Source organism: Bordetella genomosp. 11, from assembly GCF_002261215.1.
In the GTDB taxonomy this organism is placed as follows: domain Bacteria; phylum Pseudomonadota; class Gammaproteobacteria; order Burkholderiales; family Burkholderiaceae_B; genus Bordetella_C.
Window position 1 is genome coordinate 772,353 of the sequence record NZ_NEVS01000001.1, and the last position, 24,645, is coordinate 796,997.

A 24,645-nucleotide genomic window follows, 5' to 3' on the forward strand; every position below is an offset into this window, starting at 1 on the left:
GGAAGCACGCGGGCAGCCTCATGGGGCCTGGTCCTCTGCGGTGCCGGAGATATAAGGATCGAAGAAGCTGGCGGCGCTCATGCCCGGGATGTACTGGTCCGAGATATAGGCGCGGCAGCGCTGCACGAAGGCCTGTGCCAGGCGGGAGGGTTTCATGGGCTTGTAGGTGGCCATCCCCAGCAGCATGGGGCGGTGTTCGCCGGCCAGGCGCAGCCGCACGAGCCGCTTGCCATCCAGGGATTGGGTCGAGCGCGGGCGCACATTGAAAAGCGCATAGCCTATGCCGTTGGCGGCCATGGACCGTACGACGTCCTCGGACCGCGAGCGCGCCACGACATTGGGCTCCAGGCCGGCCTTGGCGAACAGCGACATGAAGTACTCCCTGCTCATGGGAAGATCCAGCAGCACCAGGGGCTGCTGGGCCAGTTCGTCCAGCGTCACGGCGATCTGCTGGGCGAGCGGGTGCAGCTCGCTTACCAGCACATGGGGCGGCAGATGGGCCAGTGTCTCGAATTGGATCTCTTCGCCCAGCTGCAGGTCGTAGGTGATGGCGACGTCGACGTCCAGCGTATGCAGCTTGCCGATGAGTTCCTGCTGGTCGCCCTCGACCATGTGCAGTTCGACTTTCTGGAACGCCCGCGAAAAACCGAAGATGACCTCCGGCGCGATCATCGCCGCGAGCGACTGGAAGCAGCCCACGCGCAGCACGCCCTGGATGGTGTCGCTCGATACGGACGCGATCCCATACAGCCGGGACGCGCGTTCGAGCAGGTCTTCGCATTCCTGCATCACTTCCGTCCCCAGGATGGTCAGCGCGAGACCCTTGGACGGATGCCGTACGAACAATTGCACGCCCAGCTCGGTTTCGATGTGGGCGATGGCGGCCGAAATGGAAGGCGGGGAAATATGGATCTGGGCGGAGGCCGACGCGATACTGCCGTGTTTGGCGGTAGCTACGAAGTACTCCATCTGCCGCAGGGAAATGCGATTGAGCATGGTGCAGGGAGAGAACGTAATCGGGTGGGCGTGGATGCCGGTCGGAGCAACCGCCCGCGGGACCCTCGACCGGCCCCGCACCCCTGTGGCGATCCGCGCGGCACGATATCGCAGTGTATCCACATATGCCCGCGGCGTGGCCGCCGCCACCGTTGCGCGGGGTCCGCTCCCGGACGCGCCGGTCAGAGATCGCCGGGCACACCGAAACTGGGCGCCGCGCGCGGATCGCGCGCGCGCGTGATGTAGTCCTCTACCTGGGGTTCGTATACCTTCCAGGCCTCGTACAGTGCTTCCACCGGACCTGTTTCCACCCAGTCCATGCGCAGGTCGACGATGGGCCAGTCCAGGTCGGCATAGACCAGCAGCCCGGCGGAATGAACCGGCCCCGCCTCGCCGCCCGCGGCCTGTCCCGCCAGCAGGGCCTGCATCAGGCGTTCGGCCAGCGTGCCCCGCGCCTGCTCGAATGCCGCCAGCATGGCGGCGGGGACGTCGAGCGACGCCAGCATATTGCCGGCGCAGGCGGCATCCCGGCCGGCCGCGCTCGCCAGCGTGCCCAGCGCGCTGCTGCCCGTGTAGATGGCCGGCGGGTGGCTGCCGTCGATGGCCATGAGCTGCCGGTACTCGATATATGGGCGCTGGCGCAGGCCGGCGAGCGCCTGTTCGGGCGTCTGGCCGGCGGCCATCGCATCCAGCGCCAGCGGGCCCAGGGCGGGATCGGTGATGTTCTGGCTGGCCGCCGCCCCGACACCGGCGCGGGCACGGATGCAGCGCGCGGCGACGGCGGGCGAAGAGGAGGAAACCGCGGCGCCGAACTGGCCGGATGCCGGGCAGCGGGCGACGATCGAGAAAGTCATGGCGGGAACCCCGGTCGGATGTCAGTCGGGAATGACGGCGGTCGCGTCGATTTCCACCAGCCACTCCGGGCGGGCCAGGGCCGACACCACAATGCCGGTGGAAACCGGAAAGACGCCCTTGAGCCAGCGTCCGACCACGCGGTAGACCGCTTCGCGATAGCGCGGGTCGATGATGTAGATGGTGATCTTGCAGATATGTTCGAGCTCTCCGCCGGCTTCCTTCAGCAGCATGGCGATATTCGCCATGGCCTGTTCGGCCTGGCCCGCGGCGTCGCCGATACACACGCTTTCGGAGGTGTCCAGGTTCTGGCCGATCTGCCCGCGCAGGAACACGGTGCTGCCCCGGGCCACCACGGCCTGGCACAGATCGTTGTCCAGGTTCTGCTCGGGATAGGTCGCCTTGGTATTGAAGGTGCGGATGCGGGTGTGTTTCATGGCTGGGTAGGGGTAGGTTGGCTCGGATGTCCGTGTCGCCGCGCGGGTCCGCGCCGTGGCGAGTCCGCCGGACCGCATGGACGCCATGGTCGATCCAAGCGGCGGCCGTGCCTATTTGTTTTTTCCGGGGGACTGTCTCGGAAATTCCGACCCGCCCGCGCGGGGCGTCAGGGTTAACACCACTGTCCCCGCCCCGGCCATGGGCGCGTCAGGAAATGCGAGCCATGCCCAAGGAAAAGGCGACTTGGCCCGGCGATGGGTCTATCCGATCATTTGCGCTCGATCGGAAGCATTCAAGCGCATCAACACAGCACAAGGGGATTGCAATGGTTCGAAAGCTTATATCGGCGGGGATCCTCGCCAGCGCGATGTTCGCCACCGTGGCGTGCGCGGAGGACGCCTTGGTCATCAGCACCTGGGGCGGCAGCTTCCGGGATCTGATCGACGAGAACATCGGCAAGGAATTCACGCGCCAGACGGGCGTGCCGGTCAAGTACATCACCGGTGGCACGATAGACCGGCTGAACAAGGCCAAGCTGGCCACCAAGCCCGAAAGCGATATTACGTTCACCACCTCGCACATCGGCTGGCTTTACGTCAATGCCGGCCTGTACGAAAAGCTGGATACGAGCAAGCTGCCGAACTATTCGCATCTGGTCGACCGCGCGAAGATCAGCCCGTATCACATCGGCAGCTGGGCCTATGTGTACACCATCGGCTACCGTCCTGACCTGGTGCCGCCGGGCATCAAGTTCGATAGCTGGAACGACCTGTGGAACCCGGCGCTCAAGGGCAAGATTTCCGCGCCGGACTTCGACCCCAGCCACATCATCACCGTCGCCGCGATGCTGTCCGGCGGCGATGCGGCCACGTGGCAAAAGGGCGAGGAAAAGCTCAAGGCGCTGAAGCCCAATTTCAAGGCCTTCTACACCAACGACGCGAATAGCCAGCAACTGATCGCCACCGGGGAAACGCCCGTGCAGGTCCTGCTCTCCATGAACGCGTACTACATGATCGGGCAGGGCGTTCCCATCAAGGTCGTCATCCCGAAAGAGGGCACCGTGCTGGGCGTGGACACCATGGGCATCATGAAGGGCAGCACCAAGGTAGACCTGGCGTACAAGTTCATGAACATCGCCCTGTCGCCCGAGGTCCAGGCCAAGATCGTCGCCTACAAAAAAGCCAGCCCGGTGGTGGATAACGCCAAGGTCTCGGCCGAGGACGCCGCCTTGCCGGGCGTGTTCACCACCAAGCAGCAATGGGATACCCAGGCCATCGTCATCGACGACAAGCTGCGCGCGGAAAAGACCGCCGAGTGGCGCAAGTGGTTCACCGAGAACATCATGAACTGATGGCGCGGCATGCGCAGGCGCGGAGTCGCGGCAGGCGGTCCTGCCGGGACGTTCGCGCTCCGGCAGGACAACGTAGACGAAAACGGATGGCGTTATGGAATCGCGTTCGGGGCTGAGAGGATGGCTGATATCGCCGGCGGGCTTTATCGCGCTGTGCATATGCGCCGCGCTGATAACGGTGTTCCAGTACAGCCTGCGCGCCTTCGTGCCGGGATCGATGGACGTCGGCGGCCTGACGCTGGCGAACTTCACCGGGCTGGACAAGCCGATCTATCTGGAGGCGTTCGCCAATACGTTCCTGCTGAGCCTGGAGACCACGGTCTGTTCGCTGCTGGCGGCATATCCGCTGGCCTACGCGCTGGTGCGCGTGCGCAATCGCTTCCTGAAGTCCTTCATCCTGATCGTCTCGATCACGCCGCTGTTCCTGGGCGAGATCGTCCGCACCTATTCCTGGATCATCGTCCTGGGCAGCAACGGCTTCATCAATACCGTGCTGCGCAAGCTGGGTGTGCTGGACCAGCCGCTGAACCTGATGTTCACCCATGTCGGCGTGCTGGTCGCGCTGGTGCATGTGACGATCCCGGTCGTCGTGCTCATGCTGGCCACCGCGATCTCGCACATCGACCGGGATTACGAGAAGGCCGCCCAGAGCCTGGGCAGCGGCCCGGTGCGCACCTTCCTGACGGTGACGCTGCCGCTGTCCATGCCGGGCATCCTGGCCAGTATCACCACCTCTTTCGCCTGGACTTTCAGTGCCTTCGCCACGCCGCAGATGATAGGCGGCGGGCGCGTGCCGACGATCTCCACGCTGGTGTACCAGCTTGGATTTTCTTCCATGAATTTCCCCCTGGCGGCCAGCCTGAGCGTCGCCGGCCTGGCATTGACGGTGGTTTCCCTGCTGCTGCTGGGCAGGGTGACGCGCCGGCTGAAAAGCACGACGGACCATTGATATGAAAATACGTAACGCCACGCCGTTCTGGCTGCGCATCGGCGCGCCGCTGCTGGTGGGCATCCTGCTCGCCTTCGTGCTGCTGCCCGTGGTGGTAGTCACCCTGGCTTCCTTCAACGACAAGGCGCTGCTCAGTTTCCCGCCGGCGGCGTGGTCCTGGCGCTGGTTCGACCGGGTCTTCACGTATCCGGACTTCAAGGACGGTTTCCGCGCCAGCCTGGTCGTCACCATCTGGTCCTCGGTGCTGGCGCTGGTGATCGGCACGGCATTGGCGATCGCGGTCAAGCGATTGGAGTTCCCCGGCAAGCACGCCCTGCAGGCCGTCCTGCTCTCGCCGCTGGTGATCCCGCATTTCACGCTGGGACTGGGCCTGCTTATCCTGGTGGCGCAGCTCAAGCTGGATCGCGGTTATGCCATCGTGATCCTTTGCCACATCATGCTGGTGCTGCCCTTCGTGCTGCGCAGCGTCTACGTTTCGATGGAGAACCTGGACGAACGGCTGGAGCACAGCGCCGCAAGCCTGGGCGCGTCCCCCGTGCGCGTGCTGTTCACGATCACGGTGCCGCTGCTCGCGCCGGGGCTGTTCGGCGGCTGGCTGTTCGCAGCCATTATGTCCTTCAGCGAATTCACCGCCTCGCTATTCGTCACGACCCAGAGCACCCAGACGCTGCCCGTATTCATGTACAACTACGTGCGCGAGTTCGCGGACCCCACCTTGGCCGCCTTGTCGGTCGTCTATATCGCGGTGACGGCCAGCGTGCTGGCGTTCGCGAATTACTTCCTGGGCCTGGGGAAAATCCTCAATATCGAGGAAACCCGCTAGGCGGCTGGGGCCGGCGGGCGCTTCGCGCGAGCGTGCGGCACGTGAAATGCCAATGCGGCGGCATGGCAGCCGCATTGGCATGGGGGGCGTTCAATCAATAGCCGCGTGCGGCGTCGACCCGGTTGGCCGGTTCCAGATTGTCGGACACGCGCAGGATGTTGTCGGCGATCTGCAGGGCGGCGGAGGCCGGGATCGCGACGGACGCAAGGTGCGGGGTGATCAGTACGTTGTCCATTTGCCATAGCGGGTCGTCGGCCGGCAGCGGTTCGCGCTCGAAAACGTCCAGCGTGGCGCCGCCGATATGGCCGCTGCGCAGCAGGTCCGTCATGGCGGCCTGGTCCACCAGCGCGCCCCGCGCCACATTGATCAGCGCGGCGCCGCGCGGCAGCCGTTGCAGGCGTTGCCGGTCCAGCAGGCCGCGCGTTTGCGGCGTCAACGGCAGCATGAGGACGACGATATCGGCTTGCGACAGCACGCTATCCAGCGCATCCATGCCCGAGTGACATTGCACCCCTTCGATTTGCCGCGGACTGCGCGACCAACCCAGGACGGTCAGCCCCTGGCGGCTCAGTTCGCGGGCGGCATAGGCGCCAAGCTCGCCCAGGCCAAGGACGGCCACGCGCACGTCCTCGGGGGAGCGGGGATGGCGGTACGCCCATTCGCCGCGCCGCTGCGCCTGTTCGAAATGAGGGATATCGCGCGCATAGCGCAGCGTGGCGAAGAGCACATAGCCGGCCATCATCCGGCCCATGTGCGGGTCGGTGATGCGTGTGATGGGCACCCCGGCGGGAAGATCCCGGCGGCCGACCAGAGAATCCACGCCCGCTCCCAGATTGACGATCAGGCGCAGATTGGCCATGCCGTCGAAGAAGCCCTCGGGCGGCTTCCAGGCCAGGACGTAGTGGATACGCGAGCGGTCGGACATCTCGCTGGCGTGAACGATGTCCAGCCGCGGCAGCCGCGCCCGCAGCGCGTCGCGCCAGGTCGCGAAGTCGTCGAAATCGCTGTGGAATACAAGCGACCCTGACGGCGTCGCGGTAGTCGATGCGCTCATCGGGTCGTCCTTCAATCGGCCCGGCGGATCAGGCGTGCCATGGCTTCGATGGCCAGTTCGTAGCCTTCGGCGCCCAGCCCGGCGATGACGCCGTCGGCCGCCTTGGAAATATAGGAATGATGGCGAAAGCTCTCGCGTCGCCAGATATTGCTCATGTGCACTTCGATGATGCGGCCGGAGAAGGACAGCAGCGCATCCAGGATGGGCACGGAGGAATACGTCAGGCCCGCCGCGTTGATAATGATGCCGCGCGCCACGCCGCGCGCTTCCTGGATCCAGTCGACCAGCTGGCCTTCGTGGTTGGACTGGACGAAATTCAGCGTCATCCGCAGTTCGGCGGCCTTCTTCTGGCAGCGCTCGCGCAGGACGGGGAAACTTTCCGAACCGTATGTCTTGTTCGCGTCCAGGCCGTAGAGATTGGCGTTGGGGCCGTTCAGGAACCAGACCGTCGCGGCGTCGGCGTCGGTGGCGGGGGCGGGGGCATTGATGGGGCTGTTCACGGTGGCAGGCCTCAGGCTTCGTGTGGCGCGGTCGCTTGCATGGCCGGCAAGGCCAGGAATTCCTCGAACCAGCGGGCCGCGCGGGGATGGCCGGCGCGCCAGTCGATGTCGGGGAAGCGGAAGTCCAGGTAGCCCAGGGCGCAGCCGATCGCCACGTCGCCGATGGCTGGGCGCCGTATCGCCAGGGCAGGCGCCTGGGCTTCGATTTCGTCCAGGCTGGCAGCCACTTTGACGAGCTGGGCCTCGCGCCATTCGGGCCACTGGCGTTCGGCGGGCCGCGCGGTGAACTCATAGCGGGCCAGCAGGGCGGCGTCGAGCAGGCCGTCACCCAGCGCCTGGCGGGTCAATGCCAGCCATCGCTCCGGACCGTCGCCGGGAAAGAGGTGGTCGTTCGCGCCCAGGCTGGCCAGGTATTCGCAGATCACGCGGCTGTCGTACAGCGCCTGGCCGCCGGGCAGGATCAGGGTCGGGACCTTGGCCAGCGGATTGTGCGCGGCGATGCGTCCGTCGCGCCGTATCGGGTGGGCGGCGCTGTCCAGGAATCGAATGCGGTCCGCCACCCCGGCCAGGTGCGCGCAGACCATGACCTTGCGGACGTAGGGCGATGTTGGGGCATAAAGCAGTTGCAGCGCGGTCATGGCAGGAGCACCACCTTGCCGAATACCGCGCCGCTTTCGAGCATCCGATGGGCCTCGGCCGCCGCGGCCAGGGGCAGGCCGGCGTGGATGCGGGGACGGATGCGGCCGTCGTCGACCAGCGGCAGCACGTGCGTGGCGATGGCTGTGGCCATGCGTGCCTTTTCCGCCGCGCTCTGCGGCCGCAGGGTGGATGAATGCAGGCTCAGTTGTTTTTGCATCAGGGTCAGAAGATCGATATTGACGGAGGACCCCTGCAGGAAGGACAGGCTGACGTGGCGTCCGCCAAAGGCCAGCGCCTGCAGGTTGCGGCGCACGTAATCGCCGCCGACCATGTCGAGCACGACATCCACGCCGCGACCTCGGGTGTAATCCTGGCAGGCGGCGACGAAATCCTCGTCGCGGTAGCAGATGGCATGCGCCGCGCCCATATCGCGCAAAGCGGGCAGGCGATCGGTCCGGCCGGCGGTGGCGATGACCCTGGCGCCGGCGGCGTGGGCCATGCGGATCGCCAGCGTACCGATGCCGCCGGCGGCGCCGTGTATCAGCACCGTCTCGCCCATGCGCAGGCCGCCCAGTTCGAAGAGGTTGTGCCAGACCGTGAACAGTCCTTCGGGCAGGGCGCCGGCGGCATCGTCGCCGATGCCGTCGGGCACCGGCAGCGAGTGGTCCGTCCGCGCCACGCACCATTCGGCATAGCCGCCGCCCGGCAGCAGGCTCATGAGGCGTTGGCCGAGCAGGGTCTCCGGCACGCCGGGACCGCATGCGGCGACTTCCCCGCACACTTCCAGGCCCAGGATGTCGGTCACCCCCGGCGCCGGTTTGGCCAGGCCTTGCCGCTGCATGATGTCGGGTCGGTTGACGCCGGCGGCGCGCACGCGCAGCAGCACTTCGCCCGTGGCCGGGGTGGGGACGGGCCGCGTGGCGACGGTCAGTACGTCGGCGTCGCCGGGCTGGCGCGCGACGACGGCTTGCATGGTGGCGGGAGGATGGGTCATGGCGCGGCGTTGAAGACGCTGATGCCGTGGTCGGGCAGGACCAGGGCGGTGACCGCGCCCACGGGCCAAAGCCGGGGGGCGTCGAGTCCGGCGCTGCGGACCATGACGCGCTTGTGTCCCGCCACGGGGATGTCCACGTCGATGTAGGAGTCGATGTGATCGCCCTGGAACACGTGGTTGACGACCGTCCCGCTCAGCACGGAGCCGCCGTTGAGGTTTTCGAGACGTATCTGCTCGGGACGCACATAGACGTCCAGCCGCCGCCCTTCATGGGAACCGCCGACCAGCCGCTCGCGCGGGACGCGTATCAACCCGGCCCCCAGGCGCAGCTGTATGCCGTCCTGGTCAGAGCCGTGGTAATGGGCGGGCAGGATATTCACATCGCCCAGGAAGGCGGCGACAAAGGGGTCCTGAGGATTGCGGTAGAGCTCGTCGGGCGTGGCGATTTGCCGGATCACGCCGCTGGACATCACCGCGATGCGGTCCGACATGCTCAGCGCCTCGCCCTGGTCGTGCGTGACGAAAACCGTGGTGACGCCCAACTGGCGCTGGATCTCGCGTATCTCTACCTGCATGGAACCGCGCAGGCCCTTGTCCAGCGCCGAAAACGGTTCGTCCAGCAGCAGGACCTTGGGGCGGATCACCAGGGCCCGCGCCAGGGCGACGCGCTGTTGCTGCCCGCCGGACAATTCGCGGGGCTTGCGCTGGCCCAGTCCATCCAGCTTGACCAGCGCCATGGCGTCGCGCACGCGCTGCTCGATTTCGGCGGATGGCAGGCGGCGCGTGCGCAGGCCGTAGCCGATATTGCGTTCCACCGTCATGTGGGGGAAAAGCGCGTAGTTCTGGAACACGATGCCGATCTGCCGTTGGTAGGGCGGCAGGTCCGTGACCAGTTGGTCGTCGATGAAGATTTCGCCGTTGTCGGCCTGGGCGAAGCCGGCTATCAGATTGAGCAGGGTGGTCTTGCCGCAGCCGGAAGGCCCCAGCAGGGTCAGGAATTCGCCGCGCCGGATCTTCAGCGACAGTTCCTGCAGCACCGTCTGGTCGCGGTACTTCTTGACCACGCCCTCCAGGCTGACGGCGGTGGCGGATTCCGGGGGAAGAGGGCTGGTCTGCATGGGCGGCTGGCTCGACAGGTCGAAGCCCGGTCTGATGATCGATGCTTCGAAGGATACGGCAGGCCGCCGGTAGCGGCCCTTTGTGGATACTGAGGCGGTTCATCGGAAAAAACGAAAGCCATCGCCGGGCAGCCATTTGCTTTTTCCTAAGCCCGGCGTCCGAAAAACGAAGTTATCAAACCGTGCGATCTCGCTCACACTGCCCGCCAAGGTCTCGATACTACTTAGGAATTCGAAATGTCCATCGAAACAACCAATACGCTGGTGATCGGCGCGGGCCAGGCGGGCATCGCGATGAGCGAGCACCTGCGCTCGAAGGGGATTGCCCACATCGTGCTGGAACGCAAGCGCATTGCCGAACGCTGGCGTTCCGAACGATGGGATTCGCTCGTGGCCAATGGCCCGGCCTGGCACGACCGCTTCCCCAACCTGGCGTTCGACGATGTCGGGCCCGAGGTCTTCCCGCCCAAGGAACGCATGGCGCGGTACTTCGAGGACTATGCGCGCATGATCGAGGCACCCGTCCGCACCGGGGTCGAGGTCACGCGCGTCAGGCGCAACGAGGGGCGGCCCGGGTTCACCGTCACCACTTCCGAGGGCGTGATCGAGGCCCTGCACGTCGTTGCGGCGACCGGGCCGTTCCAGGTTCCCAGCTATCCGGCGATCGTCCCGGCCGATGCCGGCATCCGCCAGCTGCATTCTTCGGCCTACAAGAATCCGGCGCAATTGGAATCGGGCGCGGTATTGGTCGTGGGCGCCGGCGCGTCCGGCTCGCAGATCGCCGAGGAACTTCGCCTGGCGGGCAGGGAGGTGTACCTTTCCGTGGGCGAGCACTATCGTCCGCCCCGGTCCTACCGGCAACGCGATTACTGCTGGTGGCTGGGCGCGCTTGGCATGTGGGACGAAGTCAAGAAGAAGCCGAAGCGCGAGCACGTCGCGTTCGCGGTCAGCGGCTACGACAATGGCAAGACCGTCGACTTCCGCCGGCTGGCGCACATGGGCATCACGCTGGTCGGCGTGACCAAAGGCTATGAGAATGGCGTGATGACCTTCGAGGAGGGCCTGGCCAGGAACATCGCCCAGGGCGACGCGGACTATTTCGAGGTTTTGCGCGAGGCCGACGCCTATATCGAGCAGAACGGACTGGACCTGCCCCCCGAACCCGATGCCTGGAAACTGCTCGACGATCCGGAATGCCTGACGCATCCGATCTCCACGCTGGACATCGCCAAGGCGGGCATCCGCACCATCCTGTGGGCGACGGGATTCAAGGTGGATTTCAGCTGGATGGACATCGATACGTTCGACGCGAACGGCTACCCGGTGCACAAGCGCGGGATCTCGGCGGAAAAAGGCATTTATTTCCTTGGCCTGCCGAACCTGACGAACCGTTCCTCATCGTTCATCTGGGGCGTCTGGCATGACGCCAAGTACATCGCGGATCACATCGGCATCCACCTCGATTACCTGGCTTACCGGAAACCCTGATGCACCCGGCCGGCGCCGCCATCAGCGCGGCGCGTGGCTCGCCAGCGCGGCGCGCAGGACGGCGCCCAGGTCTTCCACCCGGTAGGGCTTGGGCAGTACGGGGATGCCGTCGTTTTCGGCCGCGCGCGCTTCCTGGCCCACGTAGCCGGTGGTCAGCACGATGGGCAGGGCGATGCGCCGCGACCGTATCTCATGCGCCAGTTCCAGGCCGCTCATGCCGCCCGGCATCATGATGTCGGAAAACACCACGTCGATGCGCCGGCCATCGGCCAGGGCGCCCAGCGCGGCGGCGGGGCTGGCGACCCGGGTGGGCTCGAAGCCCAGCTGCATGATCATTTCGGCCACCAGTGCCGCCACCTCGTCGTCATCCTCGACCAGCAGCACGTGCGCGCAGTGCGCCGCCTCCGCAAGGGGCGCGTTATCGGGCTGGGCGGCGGCGGATAAAGGCCTGCGCGAGCGTGGCAGCACGAGGCGCACGGTGGTGCCCATGCCCAGTTCGCTGATGACCTGCACGCTGCCGCCCGATTGCCGCGCGAAACCATAGACCTGCGCCAGCCCCAGGCCGGAACCCTTGCCGACGTCCTTGGTGGTGAAGAAGGGTTCGAAGACCCGCGCCTTCACTTCTTCCGTCATTCCGGTTCCGCAATCGACGACCGAAAGACTTACGAAGTCGCCTTGCAGGCCGCCTTCGTCCATGTTCGGTACGTTTTCGGCACGGATCTCGATGGTGCCCCCCGCCGGCATCGCGTCGCGCGCGTTGACCGCCAGGTTCAGCAGCACCAGCTCGAGCTCGCCCGGATCGACCTCGACCGTCCACAGCGTGTCCGGCAGGCTCAGGCTGACCTTGATGTCGCCTCTCAGGCTGCGTTCCAGCATTTCGCGCATGCCCTGGATACGCCGCGCGAGGTCGATCGTTTCCGCCTGCAGGGGTTGGCGCCGCGAGAACGTCAGCAACTGGCGCGTCAGGCCGGCGCCGCGTTCCACCGCCTGCTTCATGCCGCGCAACAGGCGAGCCTGGCGGTCCGGATCGGACTGCCGATCCAGCATCTGCAGGCCGCCGGAAATCACCATCAGCAGGTTGTTGAAATCGTGCGCCACGCCGCCGGTCAGCTGGCCCAGCGCTTCCATCTTCTGGGCATGGCGCAGCGATTCCTCGACGAGGGCGCGTTCCTGCATCTGCTTGCGCAGCGCCGCGTTGGCCGCTTCCAGTTCGCTCGTCCGGCTGCGCACCGTGTCTTCGAGGACCGCGGCGGCCATCTCCCGCGCATGCAGCAGCGCCCGCATCTCGTATTGGCGCATGCGGGACCGGACCGCGGCGTGCACGGCGCTGGTCAGCGTGATGCTTTGTACCGGCCGCTCCAGGAGCGAGACATTGCGCAGCGCGGCGATCATGTTCTGCCGCCAGGTCGTCACCGCCGGCTGCTGTACCTGGCTGGTAAGCACCACGAAAGGCACATCGGACCATGCCGCTTGCCGCGCGACCCAGGCTGTCATGGCGACCAGGTTCTTGCCGAACAAGGCCTCTTCGGTTATGCACAGGGTCGCCACGCCCTGGTCCGCGCAGGCCAGCATGTCGTCCATGCTGGTACAGACCTCGACATCCAGGCCGGACCGGCGCAGCACGGCGGCCGATGCCGGCCCATCCCGGCCTATCGGGGCAAAGACAAGAACGCGGGCTTCGCGCTCGTCAAGCAGCTCCATTGTCGTCGCTCGGCATGGGAGGAAGGCTTTCGCCGGTGTACTGGGGGGTGCCGGAGAATACACCGCTGAAGGACGTCAAGGGCAGCCCGACCTCCACCCCGCGTGAGGATAGCCGGAATTCCCGTATCGTCTGCTCATGGCGGCCGCTGCGTTTTTTCACGACGGAAAGCGCGCGCCGTACCGTGCCGCCGTATTCGAAGTACCGCAGCATCAGTACCGCATCGCTAAGGTAGCTGATATCCAGCGGTGTCTCCATCGGCCCCACCAGGCCATGCTGGGCCAGCACCAATATCGTATTCACGCCCTGTTGGCCGAGATAGGTCAGCAGTTCGTGCATTTGCAGGATCAGGAAGCGGCCGTCCGGCATCGCGTTCAGGTAGCCGTTCAGGCTGTCGATCACGACGATGCGCGCGCCGCCCTGGTCCACGCTGTCGCGCACGATGGAGGCGAACTCGCCGGGGGACAGCTCGGCCGGATCGACCTGCTGGATGGTGAGCAGGCCGCTATCGAGCGCCGCCTTGACGGGCATGCCCAGTCCTTCGGCGCGGGCTTCCAGCGTGCCGCGCCCTTCGTCGAAGGCAAAGACGATCGCGCGCTCGCCGCGGTGGACCGCGGCGAGCGCGTACATCAATGCGATGCAGGATTTGCCGACACCGGCCGAACCGATCAGCAAGGCGTTGGTGCCGCGCTCCAGCCCCCCGCCCAACAGATCGTCCAGGCGCGGGTTGCCGCTGGAAGTCAGGTCGCGCGGGAAGGGCTTGTGGTGCTCCGACGCGACAAGCCGCGGATAGATGGCCAGGCCGCCCTTCTTGATCGTGAAGTCGTGATAGCCGCCGCGGAAATCGATGCCCCGCATCTTCACGACGCGCAGCCGCCGGCGCTGCGCGCCATAGTCGATGGCAAGCTGTTCCAGCGATATGACGCCGTGCGAAATCGAATGCAATTGCAGATCCACGGAATCCGACGAGAGATCGTCCAGCAGCACGACCGTGCATTGCCGGCTGGCGAAGAAGTGCTTAAGCGCCAATACCTGCCTGCGGTAACGCAGCGGCGTTTGCGCCAGCATCCGCAATTCCGACAGGCTGTCCAGCACCACCCGCGAAGGATTGACTGCTTCGACCTTGTCGAGGATAAGCTTGGTCGTCTCGTTCAGCTCGACCTCGGCCGGGTGCAGTACCGTCAGTTCCCGTTCCGGATCCAGCGTGGTCTCCGAGGGCACCAGTTCGAAGATGTCGATGCCGTCCAGCGACCAGCCATGGCGTTCCGCCACCAGGGCCACTTCCTGGCGGGTTTCGGACAAGGCAATGTAGAGGACGCGTTCGCCCTGTCGCGCGCCCTCCAGCAGGAACTGCATGGCAATGGTGGTCTTGCCCGTACCGGGGTTGCCTTCGTACAGATACATGCGGTGCCGGTCGAGGCCGCCGACCAGGATATCGTCGAGTCCCTCGCTGCCGGTCGAAATGCGAGGCAGCGGCTTGTATTTCGTAGTATTGCCGTTGGTTCTGTCACTCATCGCGCTGTTCTCCGCTTTGATGCAGACAAACCTAGCGTACCCTAAATTCGAATATGGCCAGCCTGGTCTCCGAACATCTGGCTACAACGTGTGGCACTTGGTACTGAGCCATGGGCGCGTGGTTTACGAGTGTGTGTATGTGTGTATGTGCGATGCGGCGGGCGCCGGATGCGCGAAGGGTTGCGTGCAACGCGCGCGCTCGCGTATCGAGGATCAGGGCGCGTCCGCGAAGGCTGCCTCGACCAGCGGCTTGGCCCAGTCCGGTGTCGTGCTTGCCTCGCGATGCGTGGCGGGAAAGATCCGCCGCCCATCGTCCATCCAGAGCACGAGCCGGGGTTCCGGTATGGCCTGGCCGACGGCGACGTCGAGGCTGTTGTCGTAGACGCGCAATTGCGCCAGCCTGGGCATCAAGGCCAGCAGATTCAACAGCGACGTGCGGCAGCGCTGCCGGATGCGGCCTTCAGGAATATCGTGACCGCCCTGCGCGACGCGAAGCCGGACGCGGGCAATATGCTGCTCTGCGTCGCGCAGCCCGCAGAACCAGACCAGGATGTCGTGCGTGGCCGCTGCGGCGATCAGCTTGCGCACGATGGTGCGGCCGCCCAGTGTGGTTTCGAAGGCGAACGATTTGCCTGACGATACGGCGCGTTCCAGGCGTCGCACGCCTTCGTTCCAGGCGGCGGCGTTGGCGTCTTCCACCGCGTAGCCGTGGTGCCGCGCCAGTTCGCGGGCAAAGGTATCCGGGTTGAACCACGTCATTCCCGCCTGCGTCAGCAGATGGCCGCCGATCGAGCTTTTGCCCGCGCCATTCACACCTGCAAGCACATAAACGACGGGGCGCGACATCAATACGTGGGCCCGGCCTTGACCTTGCCGTCGAGCCGGCCGGGCGACCGCATCGCGGCGCGCAGGCGATCCCCGGCGTCGTCATCGTCCAGCACCGCCAGCCGTTCATCGAAACGGCGACGCAGCTCCGCCAGCGGATCGGGCATGGCCTGGTTGGCGGCCTGCGCGGCGTGCACCAGGCGCGCGTATTCGGCCGTGGACAGGATCACGGCCTCCGGCTGATTGTGATTGGTGATCAGCAGCCGGCCTTCGGTCGCCAGCGCGCGCATCATGCCGCGCCAGCCCTCTTTCTTGACGGACGACGCGGCGGCGACCGGCAAGCGGTCCAGGGCATCGTCCAGGGGGGCAGGCAGGTTCATGGCGTCATCCGGCGTATCGATTTGGCCATTTTACCCATAATTCCCAAATTGAACCGGCTTCCACGAATGGGTGTCACAGTCGATTTCAAATCGGGGCCGCCCTTACGGCAGGTAACGAATGCGCGCTTCTCATCCATTGGGCGCCGATATAGTCGGGCCGTCGGCATGTGCCGACATCGCAGGAGTAAGCCGTGAGAATGAAAAGAAAGATCGCGTCGGCGGTAGTGGCGACGATGCTCGCGACCAGTTGCAGCTATGTATGGGCGCAGCCCGGGCCCCCGGGACAACAGCATGGCAACGGCTCCCAGGGCCCGCAACGCGGCAACGGCCCTCCCGGGCCACCGCGCGGCGACGGTCTTTCCGGACAGGACCACGGGCGCCCGGGGCCGCAGAAAAAGGATTCCCACGACCACGACCGCCACGACTACGGCAAGGGCCGGCCGCCCGGCCATTCCAAGGGCGACGACCGCGATAGGCACCAGGCCTACCGGGGCGACCCCCCGCCGGAACGCTGGCACAAGGGCCAACGCGTGCCCCAGCCCTATCGCGGCTATCAATATGTGGTCGAGGACTGGCGGCCTTACCACCTGCACCAGCCGCCGCACGGGTACCAGTGGATCAGCGTCGGCCCGGATTTCTTCCTGATCGGCGTGGCCACCGGTGTGGTGCTGGAATCGGTGTTCGGCAACTGACAATCGACGCGGGCGCGATGGCCGGCGGCTGTTTGGGCTAACCCAGATCGCCGCGGCCGCGCTGCGATTCGAGGTTGTGCACATGCACGTGGCGGCCGGCGGCCACGGCGCTGGACAGGCGGCCCACCGCCACGCCGTATTTGACGATCTCTTGTCCGGCGTCCAGCGGACGCAGCGCGACCTTGTGCCCGTAAGGCACCGGCTCGCATACGTCCACCATGCCTTGGCCCGAGCCGGCGAGCGGAACGGGACCTCGTTCACGGATGTCGCCGCCCACCACGGTGCCCACATTGTCGTCGCGATGGACCACCCACACTTTCGCCTCGGCGAGCAAGGATTGAGGATCTTTCATACGGATTCCCCTATGCGGCTGATGGCGGTCTCGGTTTCGCCCAGGATTTCGCAGCGCGTCAACCGGCCGTTCAGCACCGCGGCCATCGCGTCCCGGACCCGTTCCCCCGCATCTTCCAACGAGCGGCCGTGCAGCAGTACGTCGCTGAGGTCGACATCGATGTGATCGGCGAATGTCCGGCAGGTCCGATCGTTGCCGCATATCTTGACGGTGGGCGACACGGGATTGCCGATCGAATTTCCCACGCCGGTGGCGAAAAGAATCAGGTGACAGCCACCGGCCGCCAGCGCGGTGATGTTTTCCGTGGCGGGCGCGGGCGCGTCCATCAAGTACAGGCCCGGCGCAGACGCCGCCTCGCCATAGTCCAGTACGCCATGGATGGGCCGGCTGCCTGTCTTGCAGATGGAGCCCAGCGACTTTTCCTCTATGGTGGTCAGGCCGCCGCGGATATTGTCGGGCGCGGGGTTGGTTTTGTTCAGGTCCACGCCGGCACGCCGGGCGATTTCCTCGTATTTGCGGATGGTGGCGTCGATGCGCCCACGCACGCCGGCACTGGCCGCGCGCGCGCCCAGGGCCGCCTCGCCGCCCAGGCATTCCACCGGTTCGGAAAAAATCGCGGTCGCGCCGGCGTCGACCAGTCCGTCAGTGACCCAGCCGATTGCCGGGTTGGCGACCAGGCCGGAAGTGGTGTCGGAGCCGCCGCACTCCAGGCCGATGACGAATTCCGATATTTGCGCCGGTTCGCGCCGCAGCGTTTCGGCTTGCGCACGCCATTCCTTGAGCAGGGCCAGGCCACGCCGGAAAAGGGCGGGTGTGCCGCCTTCTTCCTGGATGCCCATGACTTCGCACGGCGTGCCCGCGGCGCGGATGCCGTCGTAGACGCGCGTGCCGGCGACGCGCTCCAGGCTGACCACCAATGTCGCGTAGACGTTGGGATGGCTGCCCAGCCCCACCATCGTTCGGATCGACAAGGCCAGGTCCGCGCCCAACTGGCCACGGCCATAGAGCGGTGTAATCGCGACGCAGTCGGGCAGCGCCGCGGCCAGCCGGCGCGCCACCGGGTTGGCCGCGTCCGTGGCGGCGACCACCGCCAGCAGGTTGCGTATGCCCCGGCGCCCATCGGGGCGCGTATAGGCGGTCAATGCAGTCATGGCTATCCTCGGTGCGACTGGGTCGCTGGATTGGATTCCGCGCCCTTACAGCAGGGGCGCGGCCGGCGCGGCGTAGCGCTGCGCCGCCGCGCGCAATTCATCGACGAGTTTGGCGGGCAAGGGAATGCCGGCGGCGGCGCGCTCGGCGGCGATCTGCCGCCGCCGTTCACCCGGCAGCCGGATGGGGTGCGCCGGATCGGCGCGCGGCGCCGCGCGCGCGCGTTCCAGCAGCGCATCGATACGGGCCAGATAGGCAGCGCGCTCCATCATCGCTTCGGGATGGATGGCGATGAAGCAATGCGGGACGCCGGCCGGCAGGCCATCCTGCGCCGCTTGCGATTTCACGTCGGGCGCCATGACGCCGTCGGCCAGCACGCTGTTCAGCACTTCCAGCGCCACGATCAATGCATATCCCTTGGCGCCTCCCATGGGCAGGACGGATCCCTTCAACGCCAGGGCGGGATCGGTCGTGGGCTGGCCGTCCGCGTCCAGCGCCCAGTCGGCGGGAATCGGCTGTCCCAGCAATTCCGCCAGCAGTATGTTCCCGCGCGAGCTCACGCTGGTGGCCAGGTCGACGACCAATGGGTCAGTGCTGGTGGGCGCCGCGAACGCCAACGGGCTGTTGGTAAAGAAGGCCTGCCTGCCGCCCCAGGGCGCCACCGTGGGTTCGCCGCCGGACGAGCACAAACCCATCATGCCCTGCGCCGCGGCCTGCTCGCAGTACCAGGCGGCATACGAAAAATGGTTGCTGGCGCGCACGGCGACGTAGCCGACGCCGAAGCGGCGCGCGCGCTCGATCGCCTCGCGCATGCCCACATGGCCCGCCAGCGGTCCGAGGGCATTGTCGCCATCGACCACCGCCGTCGCCGCGAATTCGCGAACCACGCGCGGCTCCCCGCGCGCGTTGATCGCGCCTTGCGCGAGGCGGCGCAGGTAGGTCGGCAGCCGCGCCATGCCGTGCGTGTCGACGCCGTGCAAGCTGGCCGCCACCAGGCAGTCCGCGACGAGCGCGGCGTGGTCCGTGGGGACGTCCAGCGACCGCAGGGCCGCCACGCTGAATTCATGCAGACGCGCGGCGGGGTAGCGCGTGGCGGGATGGTCGGTCGGCATCAGATCTCCCGCAATCCGGCGGCATCGGCGATCGCATAACCCTTGGCGCCGGCCTCCGCGGGCCCCGACATGCGGCTGAAGAAAAGAATGCCGTCGCAGGGCGCGGCCAGCGATTCGGATTCCTCCAGGGTATAGGGGTCCACGACCGAGCCGAGCTTCTCGCCCTTGGTGACGCGCCGGCCCAGGTCTTCCACGCGATTGGCCAGCGAGACGACATAGCCGCCCCGTGTCGGATTCGATTCCTTGCGTTCCTTGCGCGTGAACAGGTACTGCCTGCCTTGCAGTTCCGGTTCGCCATCCAGGATGCCCAGCGACTTCATCTGGTTGCGCAGGCCGCGCACCACGCGCGCCTGGAATTCGTCGGTCATGGGGCCGCTCATGTAGGTGCCGCCGATCTCGACGCCGGCCGCGGCGCGGCCGGTGCTGTTCAGATAGCCCACGGCGGTGGAGGGCGGCAGGAAGTTCACATGGACCACGCCGGTACCGAATACCCGGCACAGTTCCAGGCTGGCCTCGCGTACCTCGCCGGTGGCGTCCTCGTTCAGGTCGGCGCGCTGGTGTATGCGGCCGCCCTGTCCTCCCGAGTGCATGTCGCACAACGCATCGACATGGTCCAGTACCTGGTCCGTCAGGACGCGCGCGATCATCTCGGTCACCGAGCCGCGCGCGTTGCCCGGAAAGCAGCGGTGCAGGTCGGTGTTTTCCCGCTGCTCCGCGCTTTCGCGGCGGAAGTCCGAGAAGGCCAGCGGATTGCATACCGGCAGGATCACCAGGGCGCCTCGCATCGAGGCCGGATCCGTCTCGCGCCATAGCTGCATCGCCGACAGCAGCGGCATCGCCTCGTCGCCATGCACGTTGCACAGCACGGCGAATACCTTGCCGGGATGGGCGCCGTTGATCACGTGGACAGGCACGGCCAGATCCCCGCGCAGCGTACGCGTGATAGGCAACAGGGTGGACGCGCGTTGTCCCGGCTGGACTTCCAGCCCGGCGATACGCAGGATATTTTCTTTAGGCATGATGCGACTCTCTCTCCATTGTCAGTTGATCACCGCGCCGGAATCGCGCACGGCCGTGCCCATTTCCGCGATCAGCGATGTCATCCGTGCCGTGAATGCGGCCGGGCTGATATCGACCGGGTCGGCGCCGACGCTGTCGTAGAACTGACGCGTCCCGGATTCCTTCAGTACGCCGCTTACCGCGGCATTGATACGATCGACGATTTCCGGCGGCATGCCCGCCGGGCCCAGGATCCCCGAGTACAGGACCATGTCGAAGCCCGGCAGCGTCGTGGCGATGGGCGGCACGCCGGGCAGCGTCTCGTTGGACGTCGTCGACGTGACCCCCAGGGCCCGCAGCTTGCCGGTGCGGATCTGCGGCAAGGCGGGCGGCAGCGCCGAAAAGGTCGCCGAAGCCTGGCCGCCCAGTGTCGCCATCACCGCATCGGAGCTGCCCTTGTACGGGACATGCACCATGTCGATGCCGGCCATGCGCTTGAGCGTCTCGCCGGCCAGGTGCAGGATGGTGCCGTTGCCCGACGACGCGTAGTTCAGGTGGCCCGGCTTTGCCTTGGCCAATGCGATGAACTGCTGCAGGTTGGCGGCCGGTACGTCGGGCGGTATGACCAGGGCCAGCGGCGCGGCCGCCAGCAGCGCGATATCCGTGAAATCCTTATCGCTCTTGAACGGCAGGGATTTGTAGAGGGTGGCGTTGATGGCGTGCGTCGTGACGTCCGCGAAGTACAGCGTGTAGCCGTCGGGCGCCGCCTTGGCAACGATGCCGGCGGCGATCGTGGTGCCCGCGCCGGGCCGGTTTTCCACGACGACGGACGTTTTCAGGGCTTCGGACAGCTTCTGTGCCCAGAAGCGGCCCATCACGTCCGACACGCCGCCCGGTGGAAACGGGATCAACATCCGGATCGGCCGGTTGGGCCAGTCCTGCGCCGCGGCGGGTGCCGCGGCCAGGATTCCGGCAGCGGCCGAGGCCATCAGAATGACGTTGATCAGGCCGCGCAGTTTTACCCTTGCGCGCATGAGCGGATTGGCGGATTGGACAGCCGAGCGGCTGCCCGGCCCCGTGCGGGCCGCAGCAAACAGAATCATGGCACTTCCCCTTGAAATTTCGCCGGCGGCCCTATGGGCTCATGAGGTGGCGGAATTCATTCTGCGGCGGAGGAAGGCCATAGATCAAATGATTTATTTCGATGCGGCCTATCGATGGCAGTTATAGCGGCCTGCCGGCGCCGCGGTCGGCGTATTCGGCCATCAACATCTCGGCCAGCCGTTGCGCCGCCGCCGAGCGCGTCCCGTGCCGGCGCCAGAGGATCGCCGCGCGGCGCTTGGGCACGGGATCGGTCAGGCGCACGGCCTTGACGCGCCTTGTATCGCCTACCGCGCCTTGGGGCAGGACGGTGGCCAGGGCGGTGTCGCGTATGGTCGCCAGGATGGGATCGATGGCGTTCATTTCCAGCACGACATGGGGCGTCGCGCCGATACTGGCGAAATAATCATCCAGGTATGCGCGCGCGCCGAATTCGGGGGTGAGCAGGACCAGGGACAGTTCGGCCAATCGTTTCATCGCAATGCTGCGTCGCGCGGCCCAGGGATGGCGCGCACCGACCACAAGTACCAGGGCTTCGTCGAAGAGGGTCTGGGATTCGATTTGTCCGTCATCCGCCGGCTCCAGGTAGCCGATGGCGCAATCCAGCCGGCCGCTCAGCAGTTCCTTTTCCATATCGTGCCGCGACAGCTGGCGCGCGACGATCCGCACGCCGGGATAGCGGGACGCATAATCCGCGAAGACCGCGGGCAAGCGCGTGTTCGAAAACGAATGGAAGACCGCGACCGACAGATTGCCGCGTATCAGGCCTTCCAGTTCGTGGACCGCCATCACGCCGGCGGCAACGTCCTGCATGGCCTGGGCCGCATGGGCCCGGAACACTTCGCCGGCGGCAGTCGGTTCGGTGCGCGCGCCGCGCCGTTCCAGCAGCCGGGTGCCGAGTTCTTCCTCCAGTTGCTGGATCTGATGCGACAAGGTGGGCTGCGTGACGTGCAGGCGGTCGGCCGCGCGGGAAAAGCTCTTTGCTTCGCAGATGGCAAGGAAGTAGCGCAGGTGTCGAAGTTCCATCACATTCCCAAGATGTCCGCCGCCGCGGGCTTCAGCGTCGGTCGATCGGTAGCCGCCGCAGCATCGCGACCTTGACGGCGTCCAGGGCCAGACCGTATGCCAGGGTGGCGAAGCAGAGCCCAAGTACCACCGCGCCCGACAGCGGCGACATGACCACGCCCCTCCAGGCGAACGCCGTGGCGACCGACGCCGAAGCGGCGGACGCGGCCAGGAACAGCGGCGAGGGACGCGATCGCCAGACATGGCCGCGCTCGCGCAGGATCATACCGGTCGCCAGGCCCGCCAGCACCAGCGTCAGGAAGGCAAGGCTGCGCATGGCGCCTGTGTCGAACTTCAGCCAGTACCAGCCCAGCGCCAGGATGGACATCGCATAGGCCAGCTTGACGGCGCCCAGCGGTATCGCGGCCAGCGTCAATTCCCGGATGCGCCAGGCATTGGGGTACGGGGTGGGGGTGGCGCGGTCGCCGGCGCGCGCCATCATCGCGATATCGCTGGTCAACATCCATAGCACCTGCAGCAGCGGTGTCATCACGGCGTGGCCGGTCATGACCAGGCCGCCTCCCATGACGATCAGCGTTACCGACTTGTTCACCAGCATGCTTAGCGTGAAGGTCAGCACGCGCCTGAACGCGGCCCTGCCTTCCTCGATGCAGGCGACGATGCCGCGCAGGCCGGGTTCCGTCAGCACCAGCCCGGCGGCGGACTTCGCGACGTCGGTCGCGCTTGATACCGCGATGCCCATCTGCGCCTGGCGCAGGGCGGGCGCATCGTTCGCGCCGTCCCCGCACATGCCCACCGCATGCCCCTGACGCTGGAACGCACGCACCAGGCGGAACTTGTCCTCGGGGAAGACGCCGGCGTAAACGGCATAGTCCGCCGGCGCGACCTGTTCCGGGATGGCGCCGGGCGGGCAGACAGGGCCCTCCAGCCCGATGCGCCGGGCCACCGTGGCGGCGGTCTGCGCGGTGTCGCCCGTTACCATGATGGGTGTGATGCCGAGCTCCTTCAGCTGGGCCAGCAAGGGAGCGGAATCGGCGCGTGGCGGATCGCTCAAACCGATGAGGCCGATCGCCGCCATGCCTTGCCCGGGGCCGGCGGCGACGGCCAGTACCCGATAGCCTTCGTCGGCAAGCCCCTGCAACGCTTCTCGCGCCCGGGCGTCCAGCGGCGCCAGCGACGAAATGGCCAGGGGCGAGCCCTTGGCGATGCGTTCGTCCGCTCCTGCCGGGCCCGCGATGGTGGCTTCGGACAGCTTCGCCGACGGGTCGAAGGGTATGAAGCGACGCACGGCCAGCGGCGCGGCGGCCTGGCCGTCCGCCGCCGCCCGTATGGCCGCGTCGACCGGGTCCTGCCCATCGGCGGAACTGGCGGCGGCCGCGCGGGCCAGCAGCGCGGCGGTGTTCATTCCCTCGGCTAGCGGGACGGCGCGGCCTACGCCCAGCCTGTTCTCGGTCAACGTCCCCGTCTTGTCCACGCACAGCACGTCTATCATCGCCGCTTCCTGCAGGGCGGGAAGGCGCGCCAGCAGAACGCCCTGCTGTGCCAGGCGGCGGGCGCCCAGCGTCGCGGCGAGCGTGAAGACTGCGGGCATGGCCACGGGCACCGCCGAGAGCAGGGCCGCCAGTACAAGCGGGACGATCTGTGCCGCCGTCAGGCCGATGGATAGCGCATAGGCGACCATGCCGGTCACGATCGCCATATTGACGGCGGTCAGGGCCTTGACCACGCCGAGCACCGCCTTTTGCTCGCTGCTTTGGACATCGGCCGCCTGCACCAATTCGGCGGTGCGGCCGAAATACGTGCGTGGCCCGGTCGCGGTGACTTCGGCAATGGCCTCTCCGCGCCGTACCAGCGCGCCCGCATAGGCGGTGGTCCCCGGCGCCGGCTCCACCGCGGCGGACTCGCCCGTCAGCATGGACTGGTCCAATAGCACCGAGCCGGATACAAGACGCGCGTCGGCGGGCACGATCCTGCCCAGGGACAGTTGGACGATGTCTCCCGGCACCAGCGCCGCTGCCGGTATGTCGCGCCATTGCCCGTCGCGGCGCGTCCGTGCCCGCGGCGCCAGGCGTTGTCGCAGCAAGGCCAGGGTCGCATTCGCGCGCCCTTCCTGGATGATGCCCAGGACGACGTTGATCAGGAGCAGGACGCCGACCATGGCACCTTCCATGCGTTCTCCGGCCGCCAACTGCAGGACGATGGTGGCCTCCAGCATGCAAGGCACCGGCGCCCAGAAATGGCGCAGCAGCCGGCGCAGGGGGTGTTCTTCCAGCCTGGCCACTTCATTGGGGCCGGTCCTGGCCAGCCTGCCGGCGGCTTCCTCGCTGGACAAACCCGGGAAGACGTCGTCCCTCGCGATGTCGTTCATCGGCGACATGCGTTCGCCGTGCTGCATGGGCTGGCCTCCGGGTCGGGGAACGGTTTCATGATAGCTGTCGCGTCGGTCCGAGCGCGCTGCGGCCGCTCGAAGAATGCCGGCCGCCTGATCTATATCAATAGGCCGGGAGACGTTCACGCTAACTTCAAAAGCGTGGACGCAGCGCGCCGGCGGCGCCTCCGCCGCGCGATCGGCATGGCAACCTTGCGAAGGGAG

24 protein-coding genes are annotated in these 24,645 nt (G+C 66.6%); 5 read left to right on the forward strand and 19 right to left on the reverse strand.

The features are described 5' to 3' along the window. Nucleotides 1-18: 18 nt before the first annotated feature. From CAL28_RS03450 to CAL28_RS03460, 3 genes are all read right to left on the reverse strand, one after another. Nucleotides 19-996 (reverse strand): LysR substrate-binding domain-containing protein, encoded by a 978-nt coding sequence (locus CAL28_RS03450; protein ID WP_094839991.1) that lies wholly within the window; start codon nt 994-996, stop codon nt 19-21. A gap of 182 nt (nt 997-1,178) precedes the next feature. Then, nucleotides 1,179-1,850: a DUF1028 domain-containing protein gene (locus CAL28_RS03455; RefSeq protein ID WP_094839992.1), complete on the reverse strand. Its 672-nt coding sequence runs from the start codon at nt 1,848-1,850 to the stop codon at nt 1,179-1,181. Nucleotides 1,851-1,871: 21 nt separating this feature from the next. Beyond that, a complete protein-coding gene (locus CAL28_RS03460; RefSeq protein ID WP_094839993.1) occupies nt 1,872-2,285 on the reverse strand; it encodes a RidA family protein in 414 nt (137 codons plus the stop codon). Between the two features lie 326 nt (nt 2,286-2,611). Here CAL28_RS03460 and CAL28_RS03465 point away from each other — a divergent pair, with 326 nt between their 5' ends. The 3 genes from CAL28_RS03465 to CAL28_RS03475 all read left to right on the forward strand — a co-directional run bounded on the left by CAL28_RS03465 (nt 2,612) and on the right by CAL28_RS03475 (nt 5,409). Then, a complete protein-coding gene (locus CAL28_RS03465) occupies nt 2,612-3,637 on the forward strand; it encodes an ABC transporter substrate-binding protein (protein ID WP_094839994.1) in 1,026 nt (341 codons plus the stop codon). Nucleotides 3,638-3,731: 94 nt separating this feature from the next. Then, nucleotides 3,732-4,586, forward strand: a complete 855-nt coding sequence (locus CAL28_RS03470) for an ABC transporter permease (protein ID WP_094839995.1) — start codon at nt 3,732-3,734, stop codon at nt 4,584-4,586. Between the two features lies 1 nt (nt 4,587). Beyond that, nucleotides 4,588-5,409, forward strand: coding sequence for an ABC transporter permease (locus CAL28_RS03475; protein ID WP_094839996.1), 822 nt, complete (start codon nt 4,588-4,590; stop codon nt 5,407-5,409). 94 nt (nt 5,410-5,503) lie between these two features. Here the strand turns inward: CAL28_RS03475 and CAL28_RS03480 are convergent, their stop codons facing one another. The 5 genes from CAL28_RS03480 to CAL28_RS03500 are packed head-to-tail and all read right to left on the reverse strand — an operon-like array spanning nt 5,504 to nt 9,714. Continuing rightward, entirely contained in the window at nt 5,504-6,463 is a 960-nt protein-coding gene (locus CAL28_RS03480) for a 2-hydroxyacid dehydrogenase (protein ID WP_094839997.1), read from the reverse strand. Between the two features lie 11 nt (nt 6,464-6,474). Further along, nucleotides 6,475-6,963: a type II 3-dehydroquinate dehydratase gene (locus CAL28_RS03485; RefSeq protein WP_254925968.1), complete on the reverse strand. Its 489-nt coding sequence runs from the start codon at nt 6,961-6,963 to the stop codon at nt 6,475-6,477. Between the two features lie 11 nt (nt 6,964-6,974). Next, nucleotides 6,975-7,592: a glutathione S-transferase gene (locus tag CAL28_RS03490; protein WP_217906539.1), complete on the reverse strand. Its 618-nt coding sequence runs from the start codon at nt 7,590-7,592 to the stop codon at nt 6,975-6,977. 5 nt (nt 7,593-7,597) lie between these two features. Continuing rightward, nucleotides 7,598-8,596 (reverse strand): NAD(P)H-quinone oxidoreductase, encoded by a 999-nt coding sequence (locus CAL28_RS03495; protein WP_094839999.1) that lies wholly within the window; start codon nt 8,594-8,596, stop codon nt 7,598-7,600. Then, nucleotides 8,593-9,714 carry an ABC transporter ATP-binding protein gene (locus CAL28_RS03500; RefSeq protein ID WP_094840000.1) on the reverse strand — a complete coding sequence of 374 codons (1,122 nt, stop codon included), beginning with the start codon at nt 9,712-9,714 and terminating at the stop codon, nt 8,593-8,595. Before CAL28_RS03500 ends, CAL28_RS03495 begins: the two co-directional genes overlap by 4 nt. Nucleotides 9,715-9,951: 237 nt before the next feature. On the opposite strand from CAL28_RS03500, the gene CAL28_RS03505 reads away from it, so the two are divergent. Then, nucleotides 9,952-11,202: a flavin-containing monooxygenase gene (locus CAL28_RS03505; protein ID WP_094840001.1), complete on the forward strand. Its 1,251-nt coding sequence runs from the start codon at nt 9,952-9,954 to the stop codon at nt 11,200-11,202. Between the two features lie 21 nt (nt 11,203-11,223). Here the strand turns inward: CAL28_RS03505 and CAL28_RS03510 are convergent, their stop codons facing one another. The 4 genes from CAL28_RS03510 to CAL28_RS03525 all read right to left on the reverse strand — a co-directional run bounded on the left by CAL28_RS03510 (nt 11,224) and on the right by CAL28_RS03525 (nt 15,621). Continuing rightward, entirely contained in the window at nt 11,224-12,903 is a 1,680-nt protein-coding gene (locus CAL28_RS03510) for an ATP-binding protein (RefSeq protein ID WP_094840002.1), read from the reverse strand. Next, entirely contained in the window at nt 12,890-14,416 is a 1,527-nt protein-coding gene (locus tag CAL28_RS03515) for an ATPase domain-containing protein (RefSeq protein ID WP_094840003.1), read from the reverse strand. Before CAL28_RS03515 ends, CAL28_RS03510 begins: the two co-directional genes overlap by 14 nt. A gap of 213 nt (nt 14,417-14,629) precedes the next feature. After that, a complete protein-coding gene (locus CAL28_RS03520) occupies nt 14,630-15,262 on the reverse strand; it encodes an AAA family ATPase (protein ID WP_094840004.1) in 633 nt (210 codons plus the stop codon). Then, nucleotides 15,262-15,621, reverse strand: a complete 360-nt coding sequence (locus CAL28_RS03525; protein WP_094840005.1) for a type II toxin-antitoxin system prevent-host-death family antitoxin — start codon at nt 15,619-15,621, stop codon at nt 15,262-15,264. The genes CAL28_RS03520 and CAL28_RS03525 overlap by 1 nt, the downstream gene beginning before the upstream one ends. A gap of 197 nt (nt 15,622-15,818) precedes the next feature. On the opposite strand from CAL28_RS03525, the gene CAL28_RS03530 reads away from it, so the two are divergent. Further along, nucleotides 15,819-16,313, forward strand: coding sequence for an RcnB family protein (locus CAL28_RS03530; RefSeq protein ID WP_254925969.1), 495 nt, complete (start codon nt 15,819-15,821; stop codon nt 16,311-16,313). 37 nt (nt 16,314-16,350) lie between these two features. Here CAL28_RS03530 and CAL28_RS29900 read toward each other — a convergent pair whose 3' ends face one another. The 7 genes from CAL28_RS29900 to CAL28_RS03565 all read right to left on the reverse strand — a co-directional run bounded on the left by CAL28_RS29900 (nt 16,351) and on the right by CAL28_RS03565 (nt 24,447). Beyond that, entirely contained in the window at nt 16,351-16,665 is a 315-nt protein-coding gene (locus tag CAL28_RS29900; RefSeq protein ID WP_094840006.1) for a UxaA family hydrolase, read from the reverse strand. Next, nucleotides 16,662-17,816, reverse strand: coding sequence for a UxaA family hydrolase (locus tag CAL28_RS03540; protein ID WP_094840007.1), 1,155 nt, complete (start codon nt 17,814-17,816; stop codon nt 16,662-16,664). Before CAL28_RS03540 ends, CAL28_RS29900 begins: the two co-directional genes overlap by 4 nt. Nucleotides 17,817-17,861: 45 nt before the next feature. Further along, a complete protein-coding gene (locus tag CAL28_RS03545; protein ID WP_094840008.1) occupies nt 17,862-18,926 on the reverse strand; it encodes an Ldh family oxidoreductase in 1,065 nt (354 codons plus the stop codon). Then, nucleotides 18,926-19,945 (reverse strand): succinylglutamate desuccinylase/aspartoacylase family protein, encoded by a 1,020-nt coding sequence (locus CAL28_RS03550; RefSeq protein WP_094840009.1) that lies wholly within the window; start codon nt 19,943-19,945, stop codon nt 18,926-18,928. Before CAL28_RS03550 ends, CAL28_RS03545 begins: the two co-directional genes overlap by 1 nt. 21 nt (nt 19,946-19,966) lie before the next feature. Next, nucleotides 19,967-21,028 carry a Bug family tripartite tricarboxylate transporter substrate binding protein gene (locus CAL28_RS03555; RefSeq protein WP_094840010.1) on the reverse strand — a complete coding sequence of 354 codons (1,062 nt, stop codon included), beginning with the start codon at nt 21,026-21,028 and terminating at the stop codon, nt 19,967-19,969. Nucleotides 21,029-21,149: 121 nt separating this feature from the next. Next, nucleotides 21,150-22,052, reverse strand: coding sequence for a transcriptional regulator CynR (cynR, locus tag CAL28_RS03560; RefSeq protein ID WP_094840011.1), 903 nt, complete (start codon nt 22,050-22,052; stop codon nt 21,150-21,152). A gap of 31 nt (nt 22,053-22,083) precedes the next feature. Beyond that, nucleotides 22,084-24,447 (reverse strand): HAD-IC family P-type ATPase, encoded by a 2,364-nt coding sequence (locus tag CAL28_RS03565; protein WP_176463861.1) that lies wholly within the window; start codon nt 24,445-24,447, stop codon nt 22,084-22,086. Between the last annotated feature and the right edge of the window lie 198 nt (nt 24,448-24,645).

Excerpts from the sequence above, each read along its gene's own strand:
- CAL28_RS03450 (WP_094839991.1), bottom strand. The coding sequence starts at position 996 with ATGCTCAATCGCATTTCCCTGCGGCAGATGGAGTACTTCGTAGCTACC.
- CAL28_RS03455 (WP_094839992.1), bottom strand. The coding sequence starts at position 1,850 with ATGACTTTCTCGATCGTCGCCCGCTGCCCGGCATCCGGCCAGTTCGGC.
- CAL28_RS03460 (WP_094839993.1), bottom strand. The coding sequence starts at position 2,285 with ATGAAACACACCCGCATCCGCACCTTCAATACCAAGGCGACCTATCCC.
- CAL28_RS03465 (WP_094839994.1), top strand. The coding sequence starts at position 2,612 with ATGGTTCGAAAGCTTATATCGGCGGGGATCCTCGCCAGCGCGATGTTC.
- CAL28_RS03470 (WP_094839995.1), top strand. The coding sequence starts at position 3,732 with ATGGAATCGCGTTCGGGGCTGAGAGGATGGCTGATATCGCCGGCGGGC.
- CAL28_RS03475 (WP_094839996.1), top strand. The coding sequence starts at position 4,588 with ATGAAAATACGTAACGCCACGCCGTTCTGGCTGCGCATCGGCGCGCCG.
- CAL28_RS03480 (WP_094839997.1), bottom strand. The coding sequence starts at position 6,463 with ATGAGCGCATCGACTACCGCGACGCCGTCAGGGTCGCTTGTATTCCAC.
- CAL28_RS03495 (WP_094839999.1), bottom strand. The coding sequence starts at position 8,596 with ATGACCCATCCTCCCGCCACCATGCAAGCCGTCGTCGCGCGCCAGCCC.
- CAL28_RS03500 (WP_094840000.1), bottom strand. The coding sequence starts at position 9,714 with ATGCAGACCAGCCCTCTTCCCCCGGAATCCGCCACCGCCGTCAGCCTG.
- CAL28_RS03505 (WP_094840001.1), top strand. The coding sequence starts at position 9,952 with ATGTCCATCGAAACAACCAATACGCTGGTGATCGGCGCGGGCCAGGCG.
- CAL28_RS03510 (WP_094840002.1), bottom strand. The coding sequence starts at position 12,903 with ATGGAGCTGCTTGACGAGCGCGAAGCCCGCGTTCTTGTCTTTGCCCCG.
- CAL28_RS03515 (WP_094840003.1), bottom strand. The coding sequence starts at position 14,416 with ATGAGTGACAGAACCAACGGCAATACTACGAAATACAAGCCGCTGCCT.
- CAL28_RS03520 (WP_094840004.1), bottom strand. The coding sequence starts at position 15,262 with ATGTCGCGCCCCGTCGTTTATGTGCTTGCAGGTGTGAATGGCGCGGGC.
- CAL28_RS03525 (WP_094840005.1), bottom strand. The coding sequence starts at position 15,621 with ATGAACCTGCCTGCCCCCCTGGACGATGCCCTGGACCGCTTGCCGGTC.
- CAL28_RS03530 (WP_254925969.1), top strand. The coding sequence starts at position 15,819 with ATGAAAAGAAAGATCGCGTCGGCGGTAGTGGCGACGATGCTCGCGACC.
- CAL28_RS29900 (WP_094840006.1), bottom strand. The coding sequence starts at position 16,665 with ATGAAAGATCCTCAATCCTTGCTCGCCGAGGCGAAAGTGTGGGTGGTC.
- CAL28_RS03540 (WP_094840007.1), bottom strand. The coding sequence starts at position 17,816 with ATGACTGCATTGACCGCCTATACGCGCCCCGATGGGCGCCGGGGCATA.
- CAL28_RS03545 (WP_094840008.1), bottom strand. The coding sequence starts at position 18,926 with ATGCCGACCGACCATCCCGCCACGCGCTACCCCGCCGCGCGTCTGCAT.
- CAL28_RS03550 (WP_094840009.1), bottom strand. The coding sequence starts at position 19,945 with ATGCCTAAAGAAAATATCCTGCGTATCGCCGGGCTGGAAGTCCAGCCG.
- CAL28_RS03555 (WP_094840010.1), bottom strand. The coding sequence starts at position 21,028 with ATGATTCTGTTTGCTGCGGCCCGCACGGGGCCGGGCAGCCGCTCGGCT.
- cynR (WP_094840011.1), bottom strand. The coding sequence starts at position 22,052 with ATGGAACTTCGACACCTGCGCTACTTCCTTGCCATCTGCGAAGCAAAG.
- CAL28_RS03565 (WP_176463861.1), bottom strand. The coding sequence starts at position 24,447 with ATGCAGCACGGCGAACGCATGTCGCCGATGAACGACATCGCGAGGGAC.